16 protein-coding genes are annotated in these 22,692 nt (G+C 73.3%); 5 read left to right on the forward strand and 11 right to left on the reverse strand.

What is annotated here, in order from left to right:
* Position 1: 1 nt before the first annotated feature.
* The 5 genes from IR158_RS02565 to truB all read right to left on the reverse strand — a co-directional run bounded on the left by IR158_RS02565 (position 2) and on the right by truB (position 8,323).
* Complete coding sequence (locus tag IR158_RS02565) at positions 2–2,233, reverse strand: polyribonucleotide nucleotidyltransferase (RefSeq protein WP_291809088.1); 2,232 nt, start codon at positions 2,231–2,233, stop codon at positions 2–4.
* 236 nt (positions 2,234–2,469) lie between these two features.
* Complete coding sequence (gene rpsO, locus IR158_RS02570) at positions 2,470–2,739, reverse strand: 30S ribosomal protein S15 (protein WP_013116749.1); 270 nt, start codon at positions 2,737–2,739, stop codon at positions 2,470–2,472.
* Positions 2,740–2,855: 116 nt separating this feature from the next.
* Positions 2,856–3,869: a bifunctional riboflavin kinase/FAD synthetase gene (locus IR158_RS02575; RefSeq protein WP_291809101.1), complete on the reverse strand. Its 1,014-nt coding sequence runs from the start codon at positions 3,867–3,869 to the stop codon at positions 2,856–2,858.
* Positions 3,870–3,991: 122 nt separating this feature from the next.
* On the reverse strand, positions 3,992–7,288 hold the full coding sequence (locus IR158_RS02580; protein ID WP_291809104.1) for a glycoside hydrolase family 9 protein: 3,297 nt from the start codon (positions 7,286–7,288) through the stop codon (positions 3,992–3,994).
* 150 nt (positions 7,289–7,438) lie between these two features.
* Positions 7,439–8,323: a tRNA pseudouridine(55) synthase TruB gene (truB, locus tag IR158_RS02585; RefSeq protein WP_291809537.1), complete on the reverse strand. Its 885-nt coding sequence runs from the start codon at positions 8,321–8,323 to the stop codon at positions 7,439–7,441.
* A gap of 262 nt (positions 8,324–8,585) precedes the next feature.
* On the opposite strand from truB, the gene IR158_RS02590 reads away from it, so the two are divergent.
* Together IR158_RS02590 and IR158_RS02595 are read left to right on the forward strand one after the other, a co-directional pair.
* The gene (locus IR158_RS02590; RefSeq protein WP_291809107.1) at positions 8,586–11,261 is read left to right on the forward strand and encodes a sodium-translocating pyrophosphatase; all 2,676 of its coding nucleotides are present in this window, start codon (positions 8,586–8,588) and stop codon (positions 11,259–11,261) included.
* Between the two features lie 11 nt (positions 11,262–11,272).
* The gene (locus IR158_RS02595) at positions 11,273–12,331 is read left to right on the forward strand and encodes a glycosyltransferase family 1 protein (RefSeq protein ID WP_291809109.1); all 1,059 of its coding nucleotides are present in this window, start codon (positions 11,273–11,275) and stop codon (positions 12,329–12,331) included.
* 25 nt (positions 12,332–12,356) lie between these two features.
* On the opposite strand, the gene rbfA is transcribed toward IR158_RS02595, so the two are convergent.
* The 5 genes from rbfA to IR158_RS02620 form a co-directional block, all read right to left on the reverse strand.
* Positions 12,357–12,797 carry a 30S ribosome-binding factor RbfA gene (rbfA, locus tag IR158_RS02600; RefSeq protein WP_227581228.1) on the reverse strand — a complete coding sequence of 147 codons (441 nt, stop codon included), beginning with the start codon at positions 12,795–12,797 and terminating at the stop codon, positions 12,357–12,359.
* A 157-nt stretch (positions 12,798–12,954) separates the two neighbouring features.
* Positions 12,955–15,882: a translation initiation factor IF-2 gene (gene infB / locus IR158_RS02605; RefSeq protein ID WP_291809115.1), complete on the reverse strand. Its 2,928-nt coding sequence runs from the start codon at positions 15,880–15,882 to the stop codon at positions 12,955–12,957.
* Between the two features lie 71 nt (positions 15,883–15,953).
* Entirely contained in the window at positions 15,954–16,427 is a 474-nt protein-coding gene (locus tag IR158_RS02610) for a YlxR family protein (RefSeq protein WP_366928398.1), read from the reverse strand.
* A complete protein-coding gene (nusA, locus tag IR158_RS02615) occupies positions 16,424–17,557 on the reverse strand; it encodes a transcription termination factor NusA (protein WP_291809117.1) in 1,134 nt (377 codons plus the stop codon). The genes IR158_RS02610 and nusA overlap by 4 nt, the downstream gene beginning before the upstream one ends.
* A gap of 1 nt (position 17,558) precedes the next feature.
* Positions 17,559–18,125, reverse strand: coding sequence for a ribosome maturation factor RimP (locus IR158_RS02620; protein ID WP_291809120.1), 567 nt, complete (start codon positions 18,123–18,125; stop codon positions 17,559–17,561).
* Between the two features lie 140 nt (positions 18,126–18,265).
* Here IR158_RS02620 and IR158_RS02625 point away from each other — a divergent pair, with 140 nt between their 5' ends.
* A complete protein-coding gene (locus IR158_RS02625; RefSeq protein WP_291809123.1) occupies positions 18,266–19,363 on the forward strand; it encodes a DUF4439 domain-containing protein in 1,098 nt (365 codons plus the stop codon).
* Between the two features lie 43 nt (positions 19,364–19,406).
* On the opposite strand, the gene IR158_RS02630 is transcribed toward IR158_RS02625, so the two are convergent.
* Entirely contained in the window at positions 19,407–21,200 is a 1,794-nt protein-coding gene (locus IR158_RS02630; protein ID WP_291809126.1) for a proline--tRNA ligase, read from the reverse strand.
* 140 nt (positions 21,201–21,340) lie between these two features.
* On the opposite strand from IR158_RS02630, the gene IR158_RS02635 reads away from it, so the two are divergent.
* On the forward strand, positions 21,341–22,231 hold the full coding sequence (locus IR158_RS02635) for a DNA-formamidopyrimidine glycosylase family protein (RefSeq protein WP_291809128.1): 891 nt from the start codon (positions 21,341–21,343) through the stop codon (positions 22,229–22,231).
* 45 nt (positions 22,232–22,276) lie between these two features.
* Positions 22,277–22,675, forward strand: a complete 399-nt coding sequence (locus IR158_RS02640) for a hypothetical protein (RefSeq protein ID WP_291809131.1) — start codon at positions 22,277–22,279, stop codon at positions 22,673–22,675.
* Positions 22,676–22,692 lie beyond the last annotated feature (17 nt).

Genomic DNA, 22,692 nt, shown 5'->3' on the forward strand with positions numbered 1-22,692 from the left:
GTCAGGCGTCGGTGCTCGCCGGCTCGGCCGCCGGCTCGCCCTCGCCCTGCGCCTCGTCGAGGACCGCGTGCAGCGACAGCTTGCCGCGCGGGTCGATCTCGCCGATCTCGACCTGGACCTTCTGGCCGACCGCGAGGACGTCCTCGACGTTCTCCACGCGCTTGCCGCCGACGAGCTTGCGGATCTGCGAGATGTGCAGCAGACCGTCCTTGCCCGGGGACAGCGAGATGAACGCGCCGAAGGTCGTCGTCTTCACCACGGTACCGACGAAGCGCTCGCCGATCTCGGGCATGTGCGGGTTCGCGATCGCGTTGATCGCGGCCCGCGCGGCCTCCGCCGACGGTCCGTCGGTGGCGCCGATGTAGACCGTGCCGTCGTCCTCGATCGAGATGTCGGCGCCGGTCTCCTCCTGGATCTGGTTGATCATCTTGCCCTTCGGGCCGATGACCTCGCCGATCTTGTCGACCGGCACCTTCACCGAGATCACGCGAGGCGCGAACGGGCTCATCTCGTCGGGCACGTCGATCGCCTCGGCGATGACGTCGAGGATCGCCAGGCGAGCCTCCTTGGCCTGGGTCAGCGCGCCACCGAGGACCGAGGCGGGGATGCCGTCGAGCTTGGTGTCGAGCTGGATGGCCGTGACGAACTCACGGGTACCGGCGATCTTGAAGTCCATGTCGCCGAACGCGTCCTCGGCACCCAGGATGTCGGTGAGCGCCGCGTAGCGGGTCTCACCGGCGACCGTGTCGGACACCAGGCCCATGGCGATGCCGGCGACGGGCGCGCGCAGCGGCACACCCGCGTTGAGCAGCGACAGGGTCGCGGCGCAGACCGAGCCCATGGACGTCGAGCCGTTGGAGCCCAGCGCCTCGGAGACCTGGCGGATCGCGTAGGGGAAGTCCTCACGCGCCGGCAGGACCGGGACGATGGCCCGCTCGGCGAGCGCGCCGTGACCGATCTCGCGGCGCTTCGGCGAGCCGACGCGGCCCGTCTCACCCGTGGAGAACGGCGGGAAGTTGTAGTGGTGCATGTAGCGCTTGCGCGTCTCCGGGGAGAGCGAGTCGATCTGCTGCTCCATGCGCAGCATGTTCAGCGTGGTGACGCCGAGGATCTGCGTCTCGCCGCGCTCGAACAGCGCCGACCCGTGCGTGCGGGGCAGCACCTCGACCTCGGCCGACAGCGTGCGGATGTCCCGCAGGCCACGGCCGTCGATGCGGAAGCCGTCGGTGAGGATGCGCTGACGGATCAGCTGCTTCTGCACCGAGCGGTACGCGGCGGAGATCTCCTTCTCGCGCCCCTCGAACTGCTCGGCGAGCTCGCCCTGGACCTCGGCCTTGATCTCGTCGAGGCGACCCTCGCGCTGCTGCTTGTCCGCGATCGTCAGCGCGTCCGACAGACGCGCCGTGGCGGCCTGCTCGACGGCGGCGTACGCGTCCGGCTGGTAGTCCGGGAACGTCGGGAAGACCTGGGTCTCCTTGGCGGACTGCGCGGCGAGCTGCTGCTGCGCCTCGGCGAGCGCGCGGATCGACGGCTTGGCGGCCTCGAGGCCCTGCGCCACGACGTCCTCGGTCGGCACGGTGCCGCCGCCGCCGTGGATGAGGTTCCAGGCACCCTCGGGCGCCTCGGCCTCGATCATCGCGATCGCGACGTCGTCACCGACGATGCGGCCTGCGACGACCATGTCGAACGTCGAGCGCACGCGCTCGGAGTAGCGCGGGAACGCGACCCACTGGCCGTCGACGAGCGCGAGGCGCGTCGCGGCGACCGGGCCGGAGAACGGCAGGCCGGACAGCTGGGTCGACATCGACGCCGCGTTGATCGCGAGCACGTCGTACGCGTCGTCCGGGTTGATGGACAGGACCGTCACGACGACCTGGACCTCGTTGCGCAGGCCCTTGACGAACAGCGGGCGCAGCGGGCGGTCGATCAGACGGCAGGCCAGGATCGCCTCGGTCGAGGGGCGGCCCTCGCGACGGAAGAACGAGCCGGGGATCTTGCCGGCGGCGTACTGCCGCTCCTCGACGTCCACCGTCAGCGGGAAGAAGTCGAAGCCCTCACGGGGGTGCTTGCCGGCCGTGGTGGCCGACAGCAGCATCGTGTCGTCGTCGAGGTACGCGACGGCGGCGCCGGCTGCCTGCTTGGCCAGGCGGCCGGTCTCGAAGCGGACGGTGCGGGTGCCGAAGCGACCGTTGTCGATCGTGGCCTCGGCGAACTGGATCTCGGGACCCTCCACGGGTGCCCTCCTTGTTCTCGAAGGCGCCGCCCTGCCCCGCGGCGGTCTTCGACCGTGGTGCCCGGACACGTGTTCCGGGAGCCACTACCGAGGACCGGACGAGCGGGGTCGGCGCGGTGGTTGTGCTGGTCGTGCGGTGGTGCGGGTCGTGCTGTTCCTGCGTCAGCCCCGACTCAGGGACGGGGCCTCACGCAGGACCAGCCCGGACCGACACGGTCCGGGCTGGTGCGGGTCGTTCAGCGCCGCAGGCCGAGGCGCTCGATCAGCGCGCGGTAGCGGTTGATGTCGACCTTCTGCAGGTAGCCGAGCAGCCGGCGACGGCGCCCGACGAGCAGAAGCAGCCCACGGCGGCTGTGGTGGTCGTGCTTGTGAGCCTTGAGGTGCTCGGTCAGGTCCTTGATGCGCTGCGTCAGGACGGCGATCTGGACCTCGGGCGAGCCGGTGTCGCCCTCGTGGGTGGCGTACTCGGCCATGATGGACTGCTTCGTGGCAGTGTCGAGCGACACGGTGCTCCTCAGATTCTCGTTGCGCGGTGCGCCGGGGCATGTCCACCCGGGCTCTCTCGTTCCGCGGCCGGTCGTACGGCGTGCACAAGCCTACCAGTGCGGGAGGGTTCCCCCGGTCACCCTCGCTCGGAGGGCGACGTGAGCGCGGTGCCGAGCACCCGGCGGACGTCCTGGACGTCGCGGGCCATCTGCTCGAGCAGCGCGTCGGCCGAGTCGAAGCGCAGCGTCGGGCGCAGCCGCTCGACCAGCTCGAGCACCACCTCGTCGTCGTACAGGTCGAGGTCCGTGCGGTCCAGGACGTACGCCTCAACGCGGCGGTCGCGCCCGTCGAACGTCGGGTTCGTGCCGATCGACACGGCGGCGGGCAGGAGCCGGTCCTCCGCGGCGACGGGCGTGCCGTCGTGCCGCCGCTCACCCCGACGCAACCAGCCGGCGTACACGCCGTCGGCGGGCACCATGCCGGTCGTCGCGCCCAGGTTGGCCGTCGGGTACCCGAGCTCACGCCCACGGGCGTCGCCGTGCACGACCACGCCGCGCACCCGGTGGTGCCGGCCGAGGACGTCGGACACCGCCCGCACGTCACCCTCGGCGAGGAGCTCACGCACCCACGTCGACGACCACCGCCGGTGCGCCGGCCCGGCGTCCGGGATCCCACCGGGCCGCACGTCCTCGATGACGTCGACCTCGAACCCGTACCGCTCCCCCAGCTCGCGCATGGTGGACAGGTCCCCGGCGTTCTGCCATCCGAAGCGCACGTCACGGCCCACCACGACGGTCCGCGCCCGCAGCGCGCCGACGAGGTACCGCTCGACGAACTCCTGCGGGCTCTGCCGGGCGAAGTCGAGCGTGTACGTCACGAGCAGGACGGCGTCCAGGCCCGTGGCCGCGAGCAGCTCGATCCGGTCCGCGTCACCGAGCAGGAGCGGGGGCGCGTCGTCCGGCCGGTGGACCTGCGCGGGGTGCGGCGTGAACGTCACCGCGACCGCACGCGCGCCCACCGCCCTCGCGTCCTCCACCATGCGCGTCAGCACCGCGACGTGCCCGCGGTGCACGCCGTCGAAGTTGCCGAGCGTCACGACGGACGGCCCCCACCCCGTGGGCACCTGCGACACGTCGGTCCAGACCTGCACACCAGCTCCCGTTCGTCGGCCCGCCCGTCGCGGGGCCCGACGGACAAGCCTGCCACGCCGGACGGGCACGCACGCACGGCGCAGCCCGACCCCGGGATCGCCCCGGGGTCGGGCTGCGCGCGTCAGCGACCGAAGCGCGGTGTCAGGTGCGCGCCGTCCGTGGCCACCGTCCCGGCCGGGTTGGTGAACACCGCCCGGTACTGCGTGCCGTACGCCAGCGGCGTCACCAGGACCCGCAGGGTCGTGCTGTGGGCGAACGGCACCGGGAGCCAGGGCCCGCTGCCCCACCGGAACTGCCAGCGGACCGTCGGCGTGGGGTTGCCCGACGCGCCCGCCGTGAACGACACGAACGTGCCGATGCGGCCCGAGACGTCCGCCGGGTGCTTCACGACCACCGGTGCCTGCTTCTCGACGAGCAGCCGCGCCACGTCCGTGGTCGCCGAGCCCGACGCGTTCGTGAAGACCGCGCGGTACTGCGTCCCGGCCTTCGCGGCCGTGGCCACCACCTGGAGCGTGGCCGCCGTCGCGCCGGGCACGTCACGCCACTTGCCGCCGTCCCGCACCTGCCACTGCACCTGCGGCGCCGGGACGCCGGACGCCGCGGCCGTGAACGTGGCCGTGCCGCCGAGCGCGACCGTCACGTCGACGGGCTGCGTGGTGATCGCCGGTGCGACCGCCACGACGTCACCGTCCTCCTGGTCCGCCGCGAACGACGCGACCCACGAGAGCGACGAGTTCCAGTTGATGGTGATCTCGTTGGACGCCCACGAGCTGATCTCATCGAGGTAGCACGTCGCCGGTGCGCAGTCCTCCGGCAGCGTGGCCTGCATCGTCGGGTCCCACGTGCCGCGCATCGAGTTCGGTCCGCCCGCCAGCGAGCCCGGCGGCGGGTGCGGCAGGGACGGGTCGAGCTGCGCCGCGAACCAGCGCGAGTGCTGGTTCTGCGACGACACGGTGCCCCACCCGGTGACGTAGGACTGGTTGAGCGCGTTGCGCCCGAACAGGTAGTCCAGACCCTCGAGGGTCCCGCGCAGGTACTTCTCGTCACCCGTGAGGTCGTACGCCGTCGCGACCACCACGAGGATGTTCGTCACCGACGAGTTGGATCCCCAGTCGTAGCTGCCGCCCGTCGGGGAGTACACCGACCCCCAGGGCTGCTCCGCCTGCGCGGCGAGGTAGCGGTCCGCACCGGCCACGACGGAGGCGCGCACGTCGTCGCGGTCCGGCAGGGCGTTGGGCACGGTCGCAAGCGTGAGACGGCCGAGAGCCGCCGTGCCGCCCCAGTGGAAGCCCCCGGGCCCGAACACGTCACCCGTGTGGTGCGCGCTGGCCGTGAGGTCCGTCGCGTACCGGTCCTCCCCCGTGCTCACGTACAGCTCGGCCGCGGCCCAGTAGAACTCGTCCGTCACGTCGGAGTCGTCGTACGGTCCGCCGCCGTCGCTGCCCGCCGCAGCGGGCGCGTACACGTCGGGGTGCGCGAGCGCGGCCTCGTACGTGCTGCGAGCGGTCTCCAGCAGCGTCGCCGCGAACTGCTCGTCGTACTCGGCGAACAGGCGGGCCCCCTGCGCGGCGACCGCCGCGACGTTGAGCGTCGCCGCGGTGGACGGCCGGTGCAACGACCGCGCCTGGGGGTCGTCGGCCGGGGCGAGCGGCAGACCCGTCCACCCCTCGTCGTGGATCTTGTGGTGCACCATGCCGGCGTACTCGCCGGACGGCGCGACCATCTTGAGCATCCACTCCAGCTCCCAGCGCGCCTCGTCGAGGACGTCGGGCACGCCGTTGCCGTGCTCGGGGAGGTTGAGCGTGCCGTCGTCCAGCGCACCGGCGCGCGCGCCGGCGGTGGTCAGCGTGCGCTCGTACGTCGAGAGCAGCTGCGCCACGGCGATGCCGCCGTTGACGACGTACTTGCCGTGGTCGCCGGCGTCGTACCAGCCGCCGGTGACGTCGAGCGTGTAGTCGCACGTCCAGCCGTCGTAGTAGTCACGCGGGCCGATGCACGGCACGTCCGTGTCGCCCTGGTTGGGCGCGACGCCGACGTGGCCCGCCTCGCGTGCGTACTCCTCGCCGACGATCGAGGCCTCGATGTCGATGCCGGAGCGTGCGAGGTAGAAGTAGTTCAGCGCGTCGTAGCGCAGCTGGGAGTACAGGCCCTCCGCGATGTCGAACGGGTGGCTCGTCTCGCCGTCGGCGACGAGCGTGAGGCCCGCGCCGGCCGTCTCGACGTCCGAGAAGTCGATGACGTGCACGTTCTCGCCGGACGACGCGTCGGCGCCCACGGGCTGCGACTCACCGGTCGCGACCTCGGCACCCTCGGCGTCGAGGAGCTGCCACGCCACGGCGTCCGTCGCCTCGGTGACGAGCGTCGCCCGCTTGGGACCGAACGGCAGGTAGCCCACCTGGTTGACGCGCACCCGCGGGCCGGTGTCCGGCTCGTACGGCGGCGGCGGCGTGGCGGACGTGGTCAACGAGACCTCCGAGAGGCAGAACGTGTACGCCGCGGACTTGCCGAGGTGGAGGGCGACCTGACCGGGCGCCTCACCGTCGGCGGGGAATGCCAGGCCCGCGGTGAAGGGGTACGACAGTGTGGTCTGCTCGACGCCCAACGGGGCCGCCGACTGCTCGAGGACCATCCGATACGCCCCGCCACCCTCGCCGACGATCACCCGCACGGGGGTCGCCGGCTCGGTCCGCCCGGTCAGGGACAGGACGTAGTTCTGGCCCTCCTCGATCGGCAGACCGGTGAAGGACAGGCCGGCGTCCCAGGGGTTGGCGTTGCCGCCGGGCACCTCGACGCACATCTCCCCGTCCGCGAAGGTCGGCTCGCCGGTGCCGTACAGGCCCCACGGGCCCAGGCCCTCGGCGAACGACGTGTGCGGCAGGAGCTCGCTGTCGCTGCTCAGCGAGACGTCGTCGAGGCAGAAGGTCCACGCCTCGTCGGTGAACCCGCCGAGCTGGAAGGCGATCTGGCCCTCCGGCGACTCGTCGGTCGCGGTCGCGGGGTACGACGCGGACGCGGTGAAGGTCTCCTCGACCGGCGTCGCCTCGGACGTCAGCGCGGGCGTGGTGTCCAGCACGGTCCCGTAGGGAGCACCGTTCTGGCCCACGAGCGCGCGGATCGTCACGTCCGTCGTCGCGCTCGCCGTGTAGGCGAACGTGTAGGTCGCGCCCTCCTCGACGGCCACGCCGTTGAGCACGACGCCCACGCCGTACTGGGCCGAGTCGGCCGGCACGTCGACGCACAACGCACCGCTGCTGGTGTCGATGTCGCCGTCGGTCCCGTACGCGATCCACGCGCCGGGTCCGTCGTCGAAGCCGTCGTCGACCGCGACGGCGGGCAGCAGCCCGACCGCGGCGAGCACGCCCGCGCTGGTGATCGCTGTGGCCGCGCGCAGCGCGCGGCGCGTCCTTCGAGAAACCACGTCGTCTCCCCGTGTGTAGGGAGCGCTCCCAGACCTCGGCGTCGGGGCGCTCGTCGTGCGACCGTCAGGGTAGGTGCGAAGCGGACGAACCGGAAGACCGAGGGCGAAGCCCGCTCGGATCGAATCGTTTCGCAGCCCGGTGACCAGCGGTCACGCCGGGCTGAACACCACCGCGGGCCGCAGGCGCGCGCCGCGGCGTTCGACGACCGCCACGAGGTTGCCGTCGGGCCCGATCCCTGCGACGGGTCCCTCCGGCTCGTCGACCGGGTCGATGCCCTGGCCGTACGACAGCGCGCGGGCGTCCGCCTCGCTGAGCTCCCGCACCGGAAGGACCGCGCGCGCCGCCTCCGCCATCGGCAGGACCGGCACCGCCTCGTCGTCGGGCGTCGTGCCGAGGTCGTCCAACGTGCGCGCCTGCGCGAGGCCGAACCCGCCCACGCGCGACCTGCGCAACGCCGTCAGGTGCCCACCGACGCCGAGGGCAGCCCCGAGGTCCCGCGCGAGGGCGCGGATGTAGGTGCCGGACGAGCACGTGACCTCGACGTCCACGTCGAGCACCGCGACGCCGTCGTCCTGCGCGGCACGCACGTCGAGCACCGCGAACCGCGCGACGTGCACGGGACGCGCCGCGAGCGCGACGTCCTCACCGGCGCGCACGCGCGCGTAGGCGCGCTGACCGTCGACCTTGATCGCCGAGACCGAGCTCGGGACCTGCAGGAGGTCACCCGTCAGCACCGCCACCTGCGCGTCGAGGTCGGCGCGCGTCAGGTGCGCCGCATCCGCCCGTGCGAGCACCTCGCCCTCCGCGTCGTCCGTCGTCGTGGCGACGCCGAGCCGGACGGTCGCGGCGTAGTCCTTGTCCGCACCCGTGACGTAGGTCAGCAGCCGTGTCGCGCGGCCCACGCCGATGACGAGGACCCCCGTGGCCATCGGGTCGAGCGTCCCGGCGTGCCCCACCTTGCGGGTCGACGCGAGCCTGCGCACACGCGCGACCACGTCATGGCTCGTCCAGCCCGCGGGCTTGTCGACCACCAGGAACCCGTCGTCGGCGGTCGGCCGCCGCGGCTCGACCGGACGCGGCTCGGCCGGACGGGAGTCGGCAGCGCGACGGGAGGGCGGGGGCGTGGGGGGCACGCTCCCAGGCTATCGGCCGTGCCCGCACACCCGGGCGCCCGCACACCCCGCCCGCCCGCGGACGGCCCGGGGACACGGGCCGTCGTCGCCGGCGACCTCGGCCGCTGCCACCCGTGACGTAGGTCATGGGCGGACGCCTCGCTCGGTCCCTACCGTGCGAGAGGTGGACGCACACGCGCCGCGGGACGACGAGGTCCCGCAGACCACCTCCGTGCGTCGGCCCTCGCGCCGACGCCGCGCCGCTGCCCCGCTCGCCGCCGGGGCCCTCCTCCTCGCGGGGTGCGCCGCTCCGCCGGGTGACGAGCAGTCGTCGACGGTGCACGGCGGTGAGGCGAGCCTCGTGCTCCCGGACCTCGGCGCGATGTCCGCGCTCGGCGGGGTCCCCGGCCGGACGCTGCTGACGCTCGGGCTCGTCGTGTGCGCGCTCGGGCTGGTCTTCGGCGGCGTCACGCTGGGCCGACTGCGCCGGCTGCCCGTGCACGACTCGATGCGCCAGGTGTCCGAGCTCATCTACGCCACGTGCCGCACCTACCTCGCGCAGCAGGGTCGGTTCCTGCTGATGCTGTGGGCGTTCATCGCCACCGTCATCATCGTCTACTACAAGGCCCTCGTCGGCTTCGGCTGGGGCAAGGTCGGCATCGTCGTCGCCTTCTCCCTGATCGGCATGGCCGGCTCGTTCGCCGTCGCGTGGTTCGGCATCCGCGTCAACACGTTCGCCAACTCGCGGACCGCGTTCGCGTCGCTGTCCGGACGCCCGCTGCCCGTGCACCGCATCCCGTTGCAGTCCGGCATGGCCATCGGCATGGTCCTCATCAGCCTCGAGCTGCTGCTCATGCTGGTGATCCTGCTGTTCCTGCCGCCCACCGTCGCGGGCGCGTGCTTCATCGGGTTCGCCATCGGCGAGTCCCTGGGAGCCGCGGGCCTGCGGATCGCCGGCGGCATCTTCACCAAGATCGCCGACATCGGCTCCGACCTCATGAAGATCGCGTTCCGGATCAAGGAGGACGACGCGCGCAACCCCGGCGTCATCGCCGACTGCGTGGGCGACAACGCGGGGGACTCGGTCGGCCCGTCGGCCGACGGGTTCGAGACGTACGGCGTCACGGGTGTCGCGCTCATCACGTTCGTGCTCCTCGCCGTCCACGACCCGGCGGTCCAGGCCGGGCTGCTCGTGTGGCTGTTCGTCGTGCGCGCCGTCATGGTCGTGGCCTCGGGCGCGTCGTACCTGCTGAACGACCGGTGGACGCAGCGCCGCTACGCCACCGCGGCACGCATGAACTTCGAGACGCCGCTGACGACGCTCGTGTGGCTGACGTCGGTCGTCTGCACCGTCCTGACCTTCGCGACGTCCTGGTACGTCATGTCACCGCTCGACGACGCCGAGGGGCTGTGGTGGAAGCTCGCCGCGATCGTGTCGTGCGGCACCCTGGCCGGCGCGCTCATCCCCGAGCTCGTCAAGGTGTTCACGTCGACGGGCTCGCGGCACGTGCGGGAGGTCGTCACGAGCTCGCGCGAGGGAGGCGCGTCGCTCAACATCCTCTCGGGGCTGGTGGCCGGCAACTTCTCGGCCTACTGGCTCGGCATGGCGATCGTCGCCCTGATGACGGGTGCGTACGGCCTGTCCGAGCTGGGGCTCGGTGAGCTCATGTCGGCACCTGCGGTGTTCGCGTTCGGGCTGGTCGCGTTCGGCTTCCTCGGCATGGGCCCCGTGACGATCGCCGTGGACTCCTACGGCCCGGTCACGGACAACGCGCAGAGCGTGTACGAGCTCTCGACCATCGAGGACCTGCCCGGGATCGAGCCGGAACTGCGCCGCGACTTCGACCTCGCGCCCCAGTGGGACCGTGCCAAGCGGATGCTCGAGGAGAACGACGGCGCCGGCAACACCTTCAAGGCGACCGCCAAGCCCGTGCTCATCGGCACCGCCGTAGTCGGTGCGACGACGATGATCTTCTCGATCATCATGTCGCTCACGGAGGGCCTGACGGTCGACCTCGACCACCTGTCCCTGATGCACCCGCCGTTCCTGCTCGGCCTCGTCACCGGCGGCGCCGTCATCTACTGGTTCACGGGTGCCTCGATCCAGGCCGTAACGACGGGGTCGCACCGTGCGGTCGCGTACATCAAGGACACCATCCGCCTCGACGGCGTCACGCACGCGAGCCCCGAGCAGTCGCGCGAGGTGGTCCGGATCTGCACGCAGTACGCCCAGCGCGGCATGCTCACGATGTTCCTCGGCGTGTTCTTCACGACCCTCGCGTTCGCGTTCGTCGAGCCGTTCTTCTTCATCGGCTACCTCGTCTCGATCGCGGTGTTCGGCCTCTACCAGGCGATCTTCATGGCGAACGCCGGCGGTGCGTGGGACAACGCCAAGAAGATCGTCGAGGTCGACCTCAACGCCAAGGGGACTCCGCTGCACGACGCGTCGATCGTCGGCGACACCGTGGGCGACCCCTACAAGGACACGTCGTCGGTCGCGCTGAACCCCGTCATCAAGTTCACGACGCTGTTCGGCCTGCTCGCCGTCGAGCTCGCGGTCTCGCTCCGCCACCAGGGTCAGGGCACGCTCGTGCTGGTGCTCGCGGTGGTGTTCGCGGCCGTGTCCCTGTGGTGCGTCCACCGCTCGTTCTACGGGATGCGCATCGGCCGCTCGCACGACGGCGGGCCCGCGCCCCTGCCCACCGAGCCGGACGACGACAGCGCACCGGGAGCCTCGCTCCCTCGCGTCACCGCGCCGGGCGGCACGGCCGACGTCTGCGACGACGGCGCCCCCGAGGTCGAGGACGACACGCCCAGCGACGTGCCCGACCAGGCCCCGACGCCCGTACCCGCCCGGTGAGGGGCACGACCATGCAGATCGCGATCGCGTACACCAACCCCGTCGGCCTGCCCGTCCTCGACGAGGACGGGCGGGTCACCGGCCACGACGCGGGGGCCACGCTCGTGCGACGGCTCCTGCGGGTCTTCCCGGACGCCGTGCTCGTGGGGCACGAGGCCCGCAGCGGCCCCGTACCGGTCGTCCCGCTGGCGGACCTCGACACGGACTCGACCGTGGTCCTCAACATGGACGTGCTCGACTCCCCCGACCTGTGGCGCAGGCTGGCCCGCGACGGCGGCGAGCCGAGGATCATGAACTTCCTGTGGTGGAACGTCGGGACCCACCACACCCACCGCGTCGCCCGGTCCTCGCTCGCGCTGTCGTGCGCGCTGTTCCCGACGTTCGCGAACTCCGAGCGCACGGCGTCCGAGATCCGCGAGGTGGTGCGCATGTTCACGGTGCCGCCGCTCGCGGAGCGCGCGGTGATGGCATGGGTCGACCTCGGCATCCGCCTCGAGCACGTGCGACCCCGCACGCCGGCCGACGTCCCCGTGGTGCTGTACCCCGCGATCTACCTGTCGGAACGCAAGCAGCCGCGCCTGTTCGTCGACGTGGTCGAGCAGGTGCGGGCACGCACGCCGCTCATCGTGGAGATGCGGCTGCACGAGCAGCACCTCGTGAGCGAGCTCGCGATGCGGTTCTCACGCCACGACTGGACGTGGGTGGGCCCTCTGACGTCCGACCGCGAGTCGTACTGGCAGGCCCTGTCACGCACGACGGCCTTCCTCGCGACGTCGGTCGACGAGTCCTACGGCTTGGAGTACGTCGAGGCGCTCGTCGCCGGCGCGGTCGGGGTGTTCCCCGACCTCGCGTGGGCGCGGGCCATCCTGCCGACCCGCTACCCGTTCCTGTACGGCGACCCCGCGCAGGCGCAGTCCATGCTGCTGCGAGCGGTCCAGGACACGGACGGCTGCCGCGAGGAGCTCGACGCGTGCGTCGGAGGCTACTTCCAGGGGTGGTTGCGTGGACGGCACGACGACGACGTGTTCGAACGGGCGATCGCCGAGCGCGTGCGCGAGTGGTTCGCCTGAGGCTCGGTCCTGATCCGTCCGAGGCTCAGTCCTGGTCCGTGTCGGCGTCCTCGGGGCGCCGGTACGGGTCGGCGTCACCGGCGTACCGCGCGGCCGCGGCGAGCCGTGCGACCTCCGCGTCACGACGCGCTGCCTCCGCGAGCGCCTCCTCGAGGTGCGCCGCCGTCTCCGGCACCGCGTCGAGGTGGAACGCGAGCGTCGGCGTGAGGCGGATGCCCGTCTGCTTGCCGACCTCGGAGCGGATGAGCCCCTTGGCGCTCTCGAGCGCCTGGGCGGACCCCTGCCGCGCCTCGTCGTCCCCGAGCACCGTGTAGTACACGTCGGCGTGCTGCAGGTCACCGGTGACACGCACGTCCGTCACCGTGACGAACCCGAGCCGGGGGTCCTTCACCTTCGTGTCGATCATCTGCGCGACGACCTGCTGGACCCGCTCCGCCAGCTTGCGTGCCCGCCCTGAGTCGGCCATGGTCCTGCCTTCCTTCCAGCCCTGCGCCCGGGGGCGCGAGGGTCTGACGACTGACGGGGGTGGCCGCAGGGAGCGGCGCGCCGGGCCGTGGCCCGTCGCACCGCTCCCCGAGGCCGCCCGGGGGTGAGCCGATCGACTCACCCCCGGGCAACGGAAGTCACTTCCGCGGCTTCTCCCGCATCTCGAACGTCTCGATGACGTCCTCGACCTGCAGGTCGTTGTACGACCCGAGGCCGATGCCGCACTCGAAGCCCTCGCGGACCTCGGTCGCGTCGTCCTTGAACCGCTTGAGGGACTCGATCGTGAGGTTGTCCGCGACGAGCTTGCCCTTGCGGAGCACGCGCGCCTTGGTGTTCCTGCGGATCTCGCCCGAGCGCACGATCGACCCGGCGATGTTGCCGAACTTCGAGGAGCGGAAGACCTCGCGCACCTCGGCGGAACCGAGCTGCACCTCCTCGTACTCCGGCTTGAGCATGCCCTTGAGGGCCGCCTCGACGTCGTCGATCGCCTGGTAGATGACCGAGTAGAAGCGCACGTCGACGCCCTCGCGGTCCGCCAGCTCCTCGACACGCGGCGCCAGCTTCACGTTGAAGCCGATGATGATCGCGTTGTCGACCGTCGCCAGGTTGACGTCGTTCTGCGTGATCGCACCGACACCGCGGTGGATGACACGCAGGTCGACCTCGTCGCCGACGTCGATCTTGAGCAGCGCGTCCTCGAGCGCCTCGACGGCACCGGACACGTCGCCCTTGAGGACCAGGTTGAGCGTCTCGACCTTGCCCTGCTGCAGCGCCTGCGTGAAGTCCTCGAGGCTGATGCGCTTGCGGCGCTTGGCCAGGAGGGCGGCACGCTCGGCCGCCTCGCGCTTCTCGGCGATCTGCCGAGCGGTGCGCTCGTCGGGCGCGACCAGGAACGTGTCGCCGGCGCGGGGCACCGAGGACAGCCCGAGGACCTGCACCGGACGGGCCGGGCCCGCCTCGGAGACGGTCTCGCCGTGCTCGTCGAGCATGGCGCGCACGCGGCCGTGTGCCGTGCCGGCGACGATCGCGTCACCGACGTGCAGCGTGCCGGACTGGACCAGCACCGTCGCGACGGCACCGCGGCCCTTGTCGAGGTTCGCCTCGATCGCGACACCGCGCGCGTCCTTGTCCGGGTTGGCACGCATGTCGAGGGCGGCGTCCGCGGTGAGCAGCACCGCCTCGAGCAGCTCGTCAATCCCCATGCGCTGCTTGGCGGAGACGTCGACGAACATCGTGTCGCCGCCGTACTCCTCGGCCACGAGGTTGTACTCGGTGAGCTGCTGGCGGATCTTGTCGGGGTTGGCCCCCTCCTTGTCCACCTTGTTGACCGCCACGACGATCGGCACGTTGGCCGACTGCGCGTGGTTGAGCGCCTCGATCGTCTGGGGCATCACGCCGTCGTCCGCCGCGACCACGAGGATCGCGATGTCGGTGACCTGGGCACCACGGGCACGCATGGCGGTGAACGCCTCGTGGCCCGGGGTGTCGATGAACGTGATGGCCCGGTCGACACCCTCGTGCTCCGTGCGGACCTGGTACGCACCGATGTGCTGGGTGATGCCACCGGCCTCGCCCGCGACGACGTCCGTGGAGCGGATGGCGTCGAGGAGCTTGGTCTTGCCGTGGTCGACGTGACCCATGACGGTGACGACGGGCGGACGCGCGACGAGGTCGTCGTCCCCCTCCGCCTCGAGCTCGGCGTCGAGGTCGATGTCGAAGGCCCCGAGCAGCTCGCGGTCCTCCTCCTCGGCCGAGACCATCTCGATGATGTAGCCGAGCTCGGTCGCGAGCGTGCCGAACGTGTCCTCGTCGAGCGACTGCGTCGCCGTGGCCATCTCACCGAGGTGGAACAGCACGGTGACGAGCGACGCGGGGTTCGCGTCGATCTTGTCCGCGAAGTCGTTGAGCGACGAGCCGTGACGCAGGCGGACGACCGTCTTGCCGTTGCCGCGCGGGACGGACACGCCGCCCAGCGACGGCGCCTGCATCTGCTCGAACTCCTGGCGCTTGGCGCGCTTCGACTTCCGTCCGCGGACGGGCCGACCACCGGCGCGACCGAACGCACCCTGCGTGGAGCCGCGACCGGCGCCGCCGGGACGACCGCCACCGCCGGGACGACCGGCGAAGCCGCCGCCGCCCGCACCGGGGCCGGTACCGCCGCCGGGACGACCGGCACCGCCGCCGGCGTAGCCGCCGCGACCTGCGCCGCCGCCGCGACCGGCCGGAGCCGGACGCTCGCCGGGACGACCCACACCGCTCTGCGTGCGGCCGGGCATCATGCCGGGGTTGGGACGCGGCCCACCGGGACGCGGCCCACCAGGGCGCGGCCCACCGGGACGCTCCCCCGCCGCGGCCGCGGGCGCACCCTCGGCCGGTCGACGGTCACCGGGGCGGGGCATGCCCTGCGACGGCGCGAACGGGTTGTTGCCGGGACGCGGGGCGCCGGAGCGCGGGCCGCCGGGACGCTCGCCCTGGCGGGGCATGCCCTGCGCGGGAGCGAACGGGTTGTTGCCCGGACGTGCCGGGGGACGCGGCGCACCGGGACGGGCGCCGCCGCTCTGGCCACCGGCCTGGGGGGGCCGCGGCGCACCGGGACGAGCACTCTGCGCGGCCGGCGCGGGACGCGCGGCCGGGGCAGGTGCCTGCGGGGCAGGTGCCTGCCGGGCGGGTGCCTGCGGGGCGGGCGCCTGCGCTGCGGGTGCCTGCTGGGCAGGTGCCTGCGCTGCGGGTGCCTGCTGGGCAGGTGCCTGCGGTGCGGGTGCCTGCGGAGCAGCGGCCGGCGCCGGAGCGGCGGGGGCCGGAGCCACGGGTCGCGCGGGGGCCGGCGCGGCCGTGCCACCGGGAGCCGCGGGCGCCTTGGGGGCGGCAGGGCGTGCGGGCGCGGCGGACCGGCTGCTGCCGGACCCGCCGACCGGGTACGTGTCGCGCAGCTTGCGCACGACGGGGGGCTCGATCGTCGATGACGCCGAGCGGACGAACTCTCCGAGCTCGTTGAGCTTGGTCATGATGGTCTTGCTGTCGACCCCGAGCTCCTTCGCGAGCTCGTAGACGCGGACCTTGGCCACATCTCTCCTGTCCTGGCCCGCCCTGGACAGGGTCGGACCGTCGTTAGTGCTGGGTACTCATCGCTGGGTACTCATCGGTGCGTGCTCATCGGGTCGCCATCGGCTTCCAACCCGCTTTCCCTGTCGACGGTCGGCACCGGAGTCGGCTCCGGCACCGTGGTGCTGTGCTGTGGCTGGACCTGCGCGGCGAGCCGCGTCACGGCGCGCTCCACGGCCTCGGTCCCCAGGGGGCCCGTGTACCGCAGCGCCCGTCCGAACGCCCGCCGTCGTACGGCGAGCTCGAGGCAACGCTGGTCGGGGTGCAGCCACGCACCCCGGCCCGGCATCCGGCGGCGCTCGTCCACCACGAGCACGGGATCTCCCGCGCCGTCGTCGGACAGCACCACCCTCAGCAGGGCCGACCTGAGGCCGGCCGCTCGGCACCCCACGCACGTGCGGACGGGACCCGGTTCGAGCACCGGAGGCGCGGGATCGGGGGTCCGCCTGATCGGCGAGGAGAGCCGGGCACCCGGCCCAGCCTCGATGAGTCTACCGTGCCTGCTCACCGGACGTGACCGGACGCCCCCGGCCCCGGGTCGCTGCCGCCCTGCGCGGGCGCGGCGGGCGCAGTGCCGGCGGCCGGCTCGGCATCCGACCGGATGTCGATGCGCCAGCCCGTGAGCTTGGCGGCCAGGCGGGCGTTCTGCCCCTCCTTGCCGATGGCGAGCGACAGCTGGTAGTCCGGGACGACGACCCGAGCCGCCCGGGCGACGGGGTCGACGATGGTCACGCTCAGCACACGGGCGGGCGACAGCGCGTGGGCGATCATCTCGGCCGGGTCGTCCGAGTGGTCGACGATGTCGATCTTCTCGCCGTGCAGCTCCGCCATGACGGCACGCACGCGACCGCCCATCGGACCGATGCACGAGCCCTTGGCGTTCACGCCGGCGACGTTGGCACGCACCGCCATCTTGGTGCGGTGCCCCGCCTCGCGAGCCATCGCGGTGATGTCGACGGTCCCGTCGGCGATCTCCGGCACCTCGAGCGCGAACAGCTTGCGCACGAGGTTCGGGTGCGTGCGCGAGAGCGTGATCTGCGGACCGCGCTGACCGCGCGCGACGTCGAGCACGAGGGCCCGCAGCCGCTCGCCGTGCACGTACCGCTCGCCCGGCACCTGCTCGTGCGCGGGCAGGACCGCCTCGACACCCCCGACGTCGACGAGCACGGTCCGCGGGTCGCGACCCTGCTGGATGACACCGCCGAGGACCTCGCCGGCCTTGCTGCGGAAGGCACCGAGGACCTGGTCGTCCTCGGCGTCGCGCAGGCGCTGGACGATGACCTGCCGCGCCGTGGCGGTCGCGATGCGACCGAACCCGGCCGGGGTGTCGTCGTACTCCGGCATCTCGGGTGCGGGCGGCACGACGGCTGCGGCCGGGGCACCGTCGACTGCGGCGTCGCCCTCCGCGGCGTCGTCGCCCGTCGCCTCGTCCGGTGCCGGCTGCTCCGGGGCCGGGTCACGCGCCCACACCGTCACGTGCCCGGTGCGGCGGTCGAGCTCGACCCGGGCACGCGCCTGCGCGCCCGGCGTCCGGTGGTAGGCCGAGAGCAGCGCCTGCTCGATGGCCTCGACGAGTACGTCGAGGCTGATCTCCCGCTCGCGCTCGATGAGTCGCAGCGCTTGCATGTCGATGTCCACGTCAGCCCCTCCCTGCGCCGTCCCGGAGGCCGGCGTCGTCGTCGGCCTCGTCGTCGCGAACCGCGGCGAGGTCCACCTGCACACGTGCGTCGCGCACGTCGTCCCACGTCAACGTCACCGGCGCGCCCTCGACGGGGCGACGGCCCTTGCCGGGCGCCGTGACGGGCACCACGACGAGGTCCGGCGCGTCCCCGTCCGCGACCTGCACCAAGCGGCCCGTGAGGGAGCCGCCGTCCGTGCGCCGCACCACGACCGTGCGGCCGCGTGCCCGCCGCCAGTGGCGCGCCAAGGTCAGGGGACGCTCCGCACCGGGGCTGCCCACCTCCAGCGTGTAGGCACCGGGCAGCGCGTCGGTCGCGTCGAGCGCGTCCGACACGGCCCGGGTGACGTCACCGACACGGTCGAGGTCGAGCGTCCCGTCGTCGTCGTCCGCGAGGTCCACGGTGACGCGCACGACGGTGCTGCGCCCGCTGCCGGCGATCGCGAGGTCGTCGAGCAGCAGGCCCGCACCCGTCACGGCCGCCTCGACGATCTCCCGCACCCGCGGTGCGGTGGATGGCGCGCCCATGACCTGGCCTCCTGTCGACTCTCCTGCACGATGGGGCGCAGGCGGCGACCCTGTGACGTTGTCCCACCAGCGTAACGACTCCCGACCGCCGGTCCGACCCTGCGGCGTGCGCAGCGAGCGGCGTGGCAGGATCGCGCCCGATGCCCAGTCACCTGACCTCGTCGTCCCGTCCCCGTCCAGCGCGGTCGTCCGCGCGACGCTCGCGCGTCCTCACCGCGGTCGTCGCGTGCGCGGTCGTGCTGGCCGGGTGCGGCGTGCGGCTCGAGACGCCGCCGCCCACGGAACCGTCACCGGACGCGATCGAGCAGGTCCGGGGCCGCACGGTGGCCGATGCGCTCGACCTGGCCGACGGTGCGACGGCCGCGGCCGCGGGTCCCGTCGACGACCAGGTGCGCGTGGTGCTCGACGACGTCGCGGCCTTCTCGACCCGCCACGCGGAAGAGCTGGGCGGGGTCTACGACTCCAGGCTGCCGGACCCGTCACCCTCGGCTTCGCCCTCGCCGACGCCGCCGGTGGTGACCGACGTCACGGCACTGCTCGCCGCGCTCGTGGACGACGCCGCGCGTGCCGCGAGCGACGCGGACGCCGTGCCGGACCGCGAGCTCGCGCGGCTCGTCGCGTCGGTCGCGGTGGCCCGCGACTCCCTCGCCGACCGTCTCGCGGCCGTCAGCGGTGTCCCCCGGCCCGCCCCGGCGACGAGTGCCGACGGCGACGCGTCACCGCAGGACGCCACCTCGACGAGCGACCCCGGCGCGCCGTCCGCGACGACCGCGCCGGGCGAGGCCACCTCGCCGGACACCGAGCCGGTTGCAGGCGCGCAGGGTGCGGCGGCGCTCGCCCTCGCGCACGACGAGGCAGCCTGGGCCTTCACCGTCCTGGCGGCCCGCAGCAGCGACGCCGCACGCACCTCGATGCTGGAGGCCGCAGCCCGCCATCGGGCGGCGTCCGACGCCTGGGCGCGCACCGCGGACGTCGCAGGACGACCCGCCGACCCTCGCCGGGCGGCGTACGCCCTGCCCGCAGGGCTCGACGACCCCGCCGTCGCTCAGGCCCTGCCCCGCAGCCTCGAGCAGGCCGTGGCCGACGCGAGCGCCGGTGCGGTGGCGTCCGCCCCGGCGGGTGGCCGCATCGACGCGGTCGACTCGCTGCGCACGGCGACCGCGGCAGCCGTCGCGTGGGGCGCCGCACCCGTCCCCTTCCCGGGCATGCCGGAGCTCGCGACGACCCCCGTCCGCTGACGCGACCGGCTCCGCGCGGCCGGGGCTCCTCGACCCCAGCGGGTCAGCCGGCGACCAGCTCGTCGACGAGCTCCGCCACGCGGTCCGCGGCCGTCGCCACGGGCACCTGCTCGGACGTGCCGCCGACACGGGGACGCACCTCCACGACCCCGTCGGCCAGCCCGCGCCCGACCACGACGACGAGCGGCACACCCAGCAGCTCCGCGTCGGCGAACTTGACGCCGGGCGAGACCTTGGGGCGGTCGTCGTACAGGACCTCGACGCCGCGTGCCGAGAGGGTCGCCGCGAGCGCGTCGGCCGCCTCGAACACGGCGGCGTCCTTGCCCGTGGCGACCACGTGCACGTGCGCGGGCGCGACGTCGGCCGGCCAGGCCAGCCCACGGTCGTCGTGGTTCGCCTCGGCGAGGGCTGCGAGCACGCGCGTGACGCCGATGCCGTACGAGCCCATCGTGACGACCTGCGCCTTGCCGTTGCGGTCCAGGACCGTCAGACCCAGCGCCTGGGCGTACTTGCGGCCGAGCTGGAAGATGTGACCGATCTCGATGCCACGGGCGAGCTCGAGCGGGCCCGTGCCGTCGGGCGCCGGGTCGCCCGCGCGCACCTCGGCGGCCTCGACCGTGCCGTCCGCGGTGAAGTCCCGTCCGGCGACGAGGTCGAACACGTGACGCCCGGGCTCGTTCGCACCCGTGATCCACCGGGTCCCGGGGACGACGCGAGGGTCGAGCAGGTACCGCACGGCGGTGCGCTCGGCACCCTCGGCGACCGGCACGTTCGGCCCCAGGGCCGAGGGGCCGATGTAGCCGCGCACCAGCTCGGGGTGCGCTGCGAAGTCCGCGTCGCCGGCGGGCTCGACCTCGGCGGGTGCGACGGTCGCCTCGAGCCGCTTGAGGTCGACGTCGCGGTCACCGGGCAGCCCGATCACGACGAGCTCGCGCTCCCCGGTCGGCTGCACGAGCGCGAGCACCACGTTCTTCAGCGTGTCCGCGGCCGTCCACGGCCGGTCCGCACGCGGCAGCCGCTCGTTGGCCAACGCCACGAGCGAGTCGATCGTGGGCGTGTCGGGCGTGTCCTCCACGTGGGCCGCGGGCGCGTCGGACCAGTCCAGCGCCTCGGGGACCACGGTCGTCACGGCCTCGACGTTGGCCGCGTACCCGCCGGGCGAGCGCACGAACGTGTCCTCACCGATCGCCGTCGGTGTGAGGAACTCCTCGGACCGGGAGCCGCCCATGGCGCCGGACGTCGCCGCGACGATGACGTACTCCAGCCCGAGGCGTCGGAAGATCCGCTCGTAGGCGTCGCGCTGCGCCTCGTACGACGCCGCGAGGCCCTCGTCGTCGACGTCGAAGGAGTAGGCGTCCTTCATGACGAACTCGCGACCCCGGATGAGCCCGGCACGGGGCCGGGCCTCGTCCCGGTACTTGGTCTGGATCTGGAAGAGGGTCAGCGGGAGGTCCTTGTACGACGAGTACAGGTCCTTCACCAGGAGCGTGAACATCTCCTCGTGCGTGGGAGCGAGGAGGTAGTCACCGCCCTTGCGGTCCTTCAGCCGGAAGATGTTGGGCCCGTACTCCGCCCACCGCCCCGTCGCCTCGTACGGCTCCTTGGGCAGCAGCGCGGGGAAGTGCACCTCCTGCGCCCCGGCCCGCGCCATCTCCTCGCGGACGACGCCCTCGACCTTGCCGAGCACCCGCAGACCCAGCGGCAGCCAGGTGTAGATCCCGGGAGCGGCGCGGCGGATGTACCCGGCGCGCACGAGCAGCCGGTGGCTGGCGACCTCGGCGTCGGCCGGGTCCTCGCGCAGGGTGCGGACGAACAGCGTGGACATGCGCAGGAGCATGCCGACGAGCCTAGTCCGCCCGACCGCCCGTCCCGACACCCGCTCCGCGGGGCGCGGTGCCACGCCCGCGCGGCCGCACGGTCGCGCCGCATCCCTCCGCTCCCCTGTCGGCCGCGAGCACTCGGTGCGAGGATGCGGTCGTGCCGGAGCTGCCCGAGGTGGAGGCGCTCGCGCAGTACCTGCGCGGGCGGACCGTCGGCCGTACCGTGACCCGCGTCGAGGTGGCCGCGATCAGCGCGCTGAAGACGTTCCGGCCGCCGCCGACGGCGCTGCGGGGCGGGACCGTGGCCGACGTCGCACGGCACGGCAAGTGGCTCGACACCGTGGTCGACTCCCCCGCCGACGGGCGGCTGCACCTCGTGTGGCACCTGTCGCGTGCCGGGTGGGTGCGCTGGTACGACGCGCTCCCGGAGCGTCCGGCACGTCCCGGCAAGTCGCCGATCGCGCTCCGCGTCGGGTTCGACGACGGGTCCGGGTTCGACCTCACGGAGGCCGGCACCCGCAAGCGCCTGGCCGTGCACGTGGTGGCGGACCCGTCCGACGTGCCGCAGATCGCCACGCTGGGCGTCGAGCCGTTGTCCGACGACTTCACCCCCGAGCGGCTCGGTGAGCTGCTCGCGGCACGCAACCAGCAGGTCAAGGGGCTGCTGCGCGACCAGGGGACCATCGCCGGCATCGGCAACGCGTACTCCGACGAGATCCTGCTGGTCGCGCGCACCAGCCCGTTCGCCCCCACCCGGTCCTACGACGAGGCCCGCACCCGCACCCTGCACGGCGCGATCCGGGCGGTGCTGACCGAGGCGGTCGCCACCGCGACCGGACGCCCCGCCGCCGAGCTCAAGGACGCCAAGCGCCGCGGCATGCGCGTCCACGGCCGGACGGGCGAGGCGTGCCCGGGCTGGGACGGCACGCCGTGCGGCGACACCGTCCGCGAGGTCTCCTTCGCCGACTCGTCCCTGCAGTACTGCCCGACGTGCCAGACGGGTGGCAAGCCGCTGGCCGACCGGCGGATGTCCCGCCTCCTGCGCTGACCGGAACGCCCCCCGGACCGGCGGCGCGCTCGCTAGCGTGAGCCCATGACCGCGACTGCTCCTCCGTCGCGCGCCGCCCACCCACCGGTCCGCCTCGCGGCGGCCGGCGGGCTCACGACCGCCTGCTCGGTCGGTGGCCTGGCCCTCGTGGGTGCGGGACAGGGCATCGGCGGGTGGGCTCTGATGATCCTGGGTGTCGCCGTCACGGTGGGGGTGCAGCTGAGCCTGCGCACGACCGACGACGTCCGTCCACGCGGCACGCGCGTCGGCCGCGTCGGGACGGTGGTGGCCCTGGTGGCCGTGGTGGTCGTCGCCGCCCTGGGTGCCCGCGCCGCCGTGGTCGCGCACCCCTGGCTCGCCGCGACCATCGCGCTGGCGTCGGGCGCGGCGGCCGCCGGCCTGCTGCGCTGGTGGCAGGTTCGCCCCGGCGCCGAGCGACTCTGACGCGCGACGTCGCCGCC

Origin of the sequence: Cellulomonas sp., from assembly GCF_015234515.1 — a bacterium.
GTDB lineage: Bacteria > Actinomycetota > Actinomycetes > Actinomycetales > Cellulomonadaceae > Cellulomonas.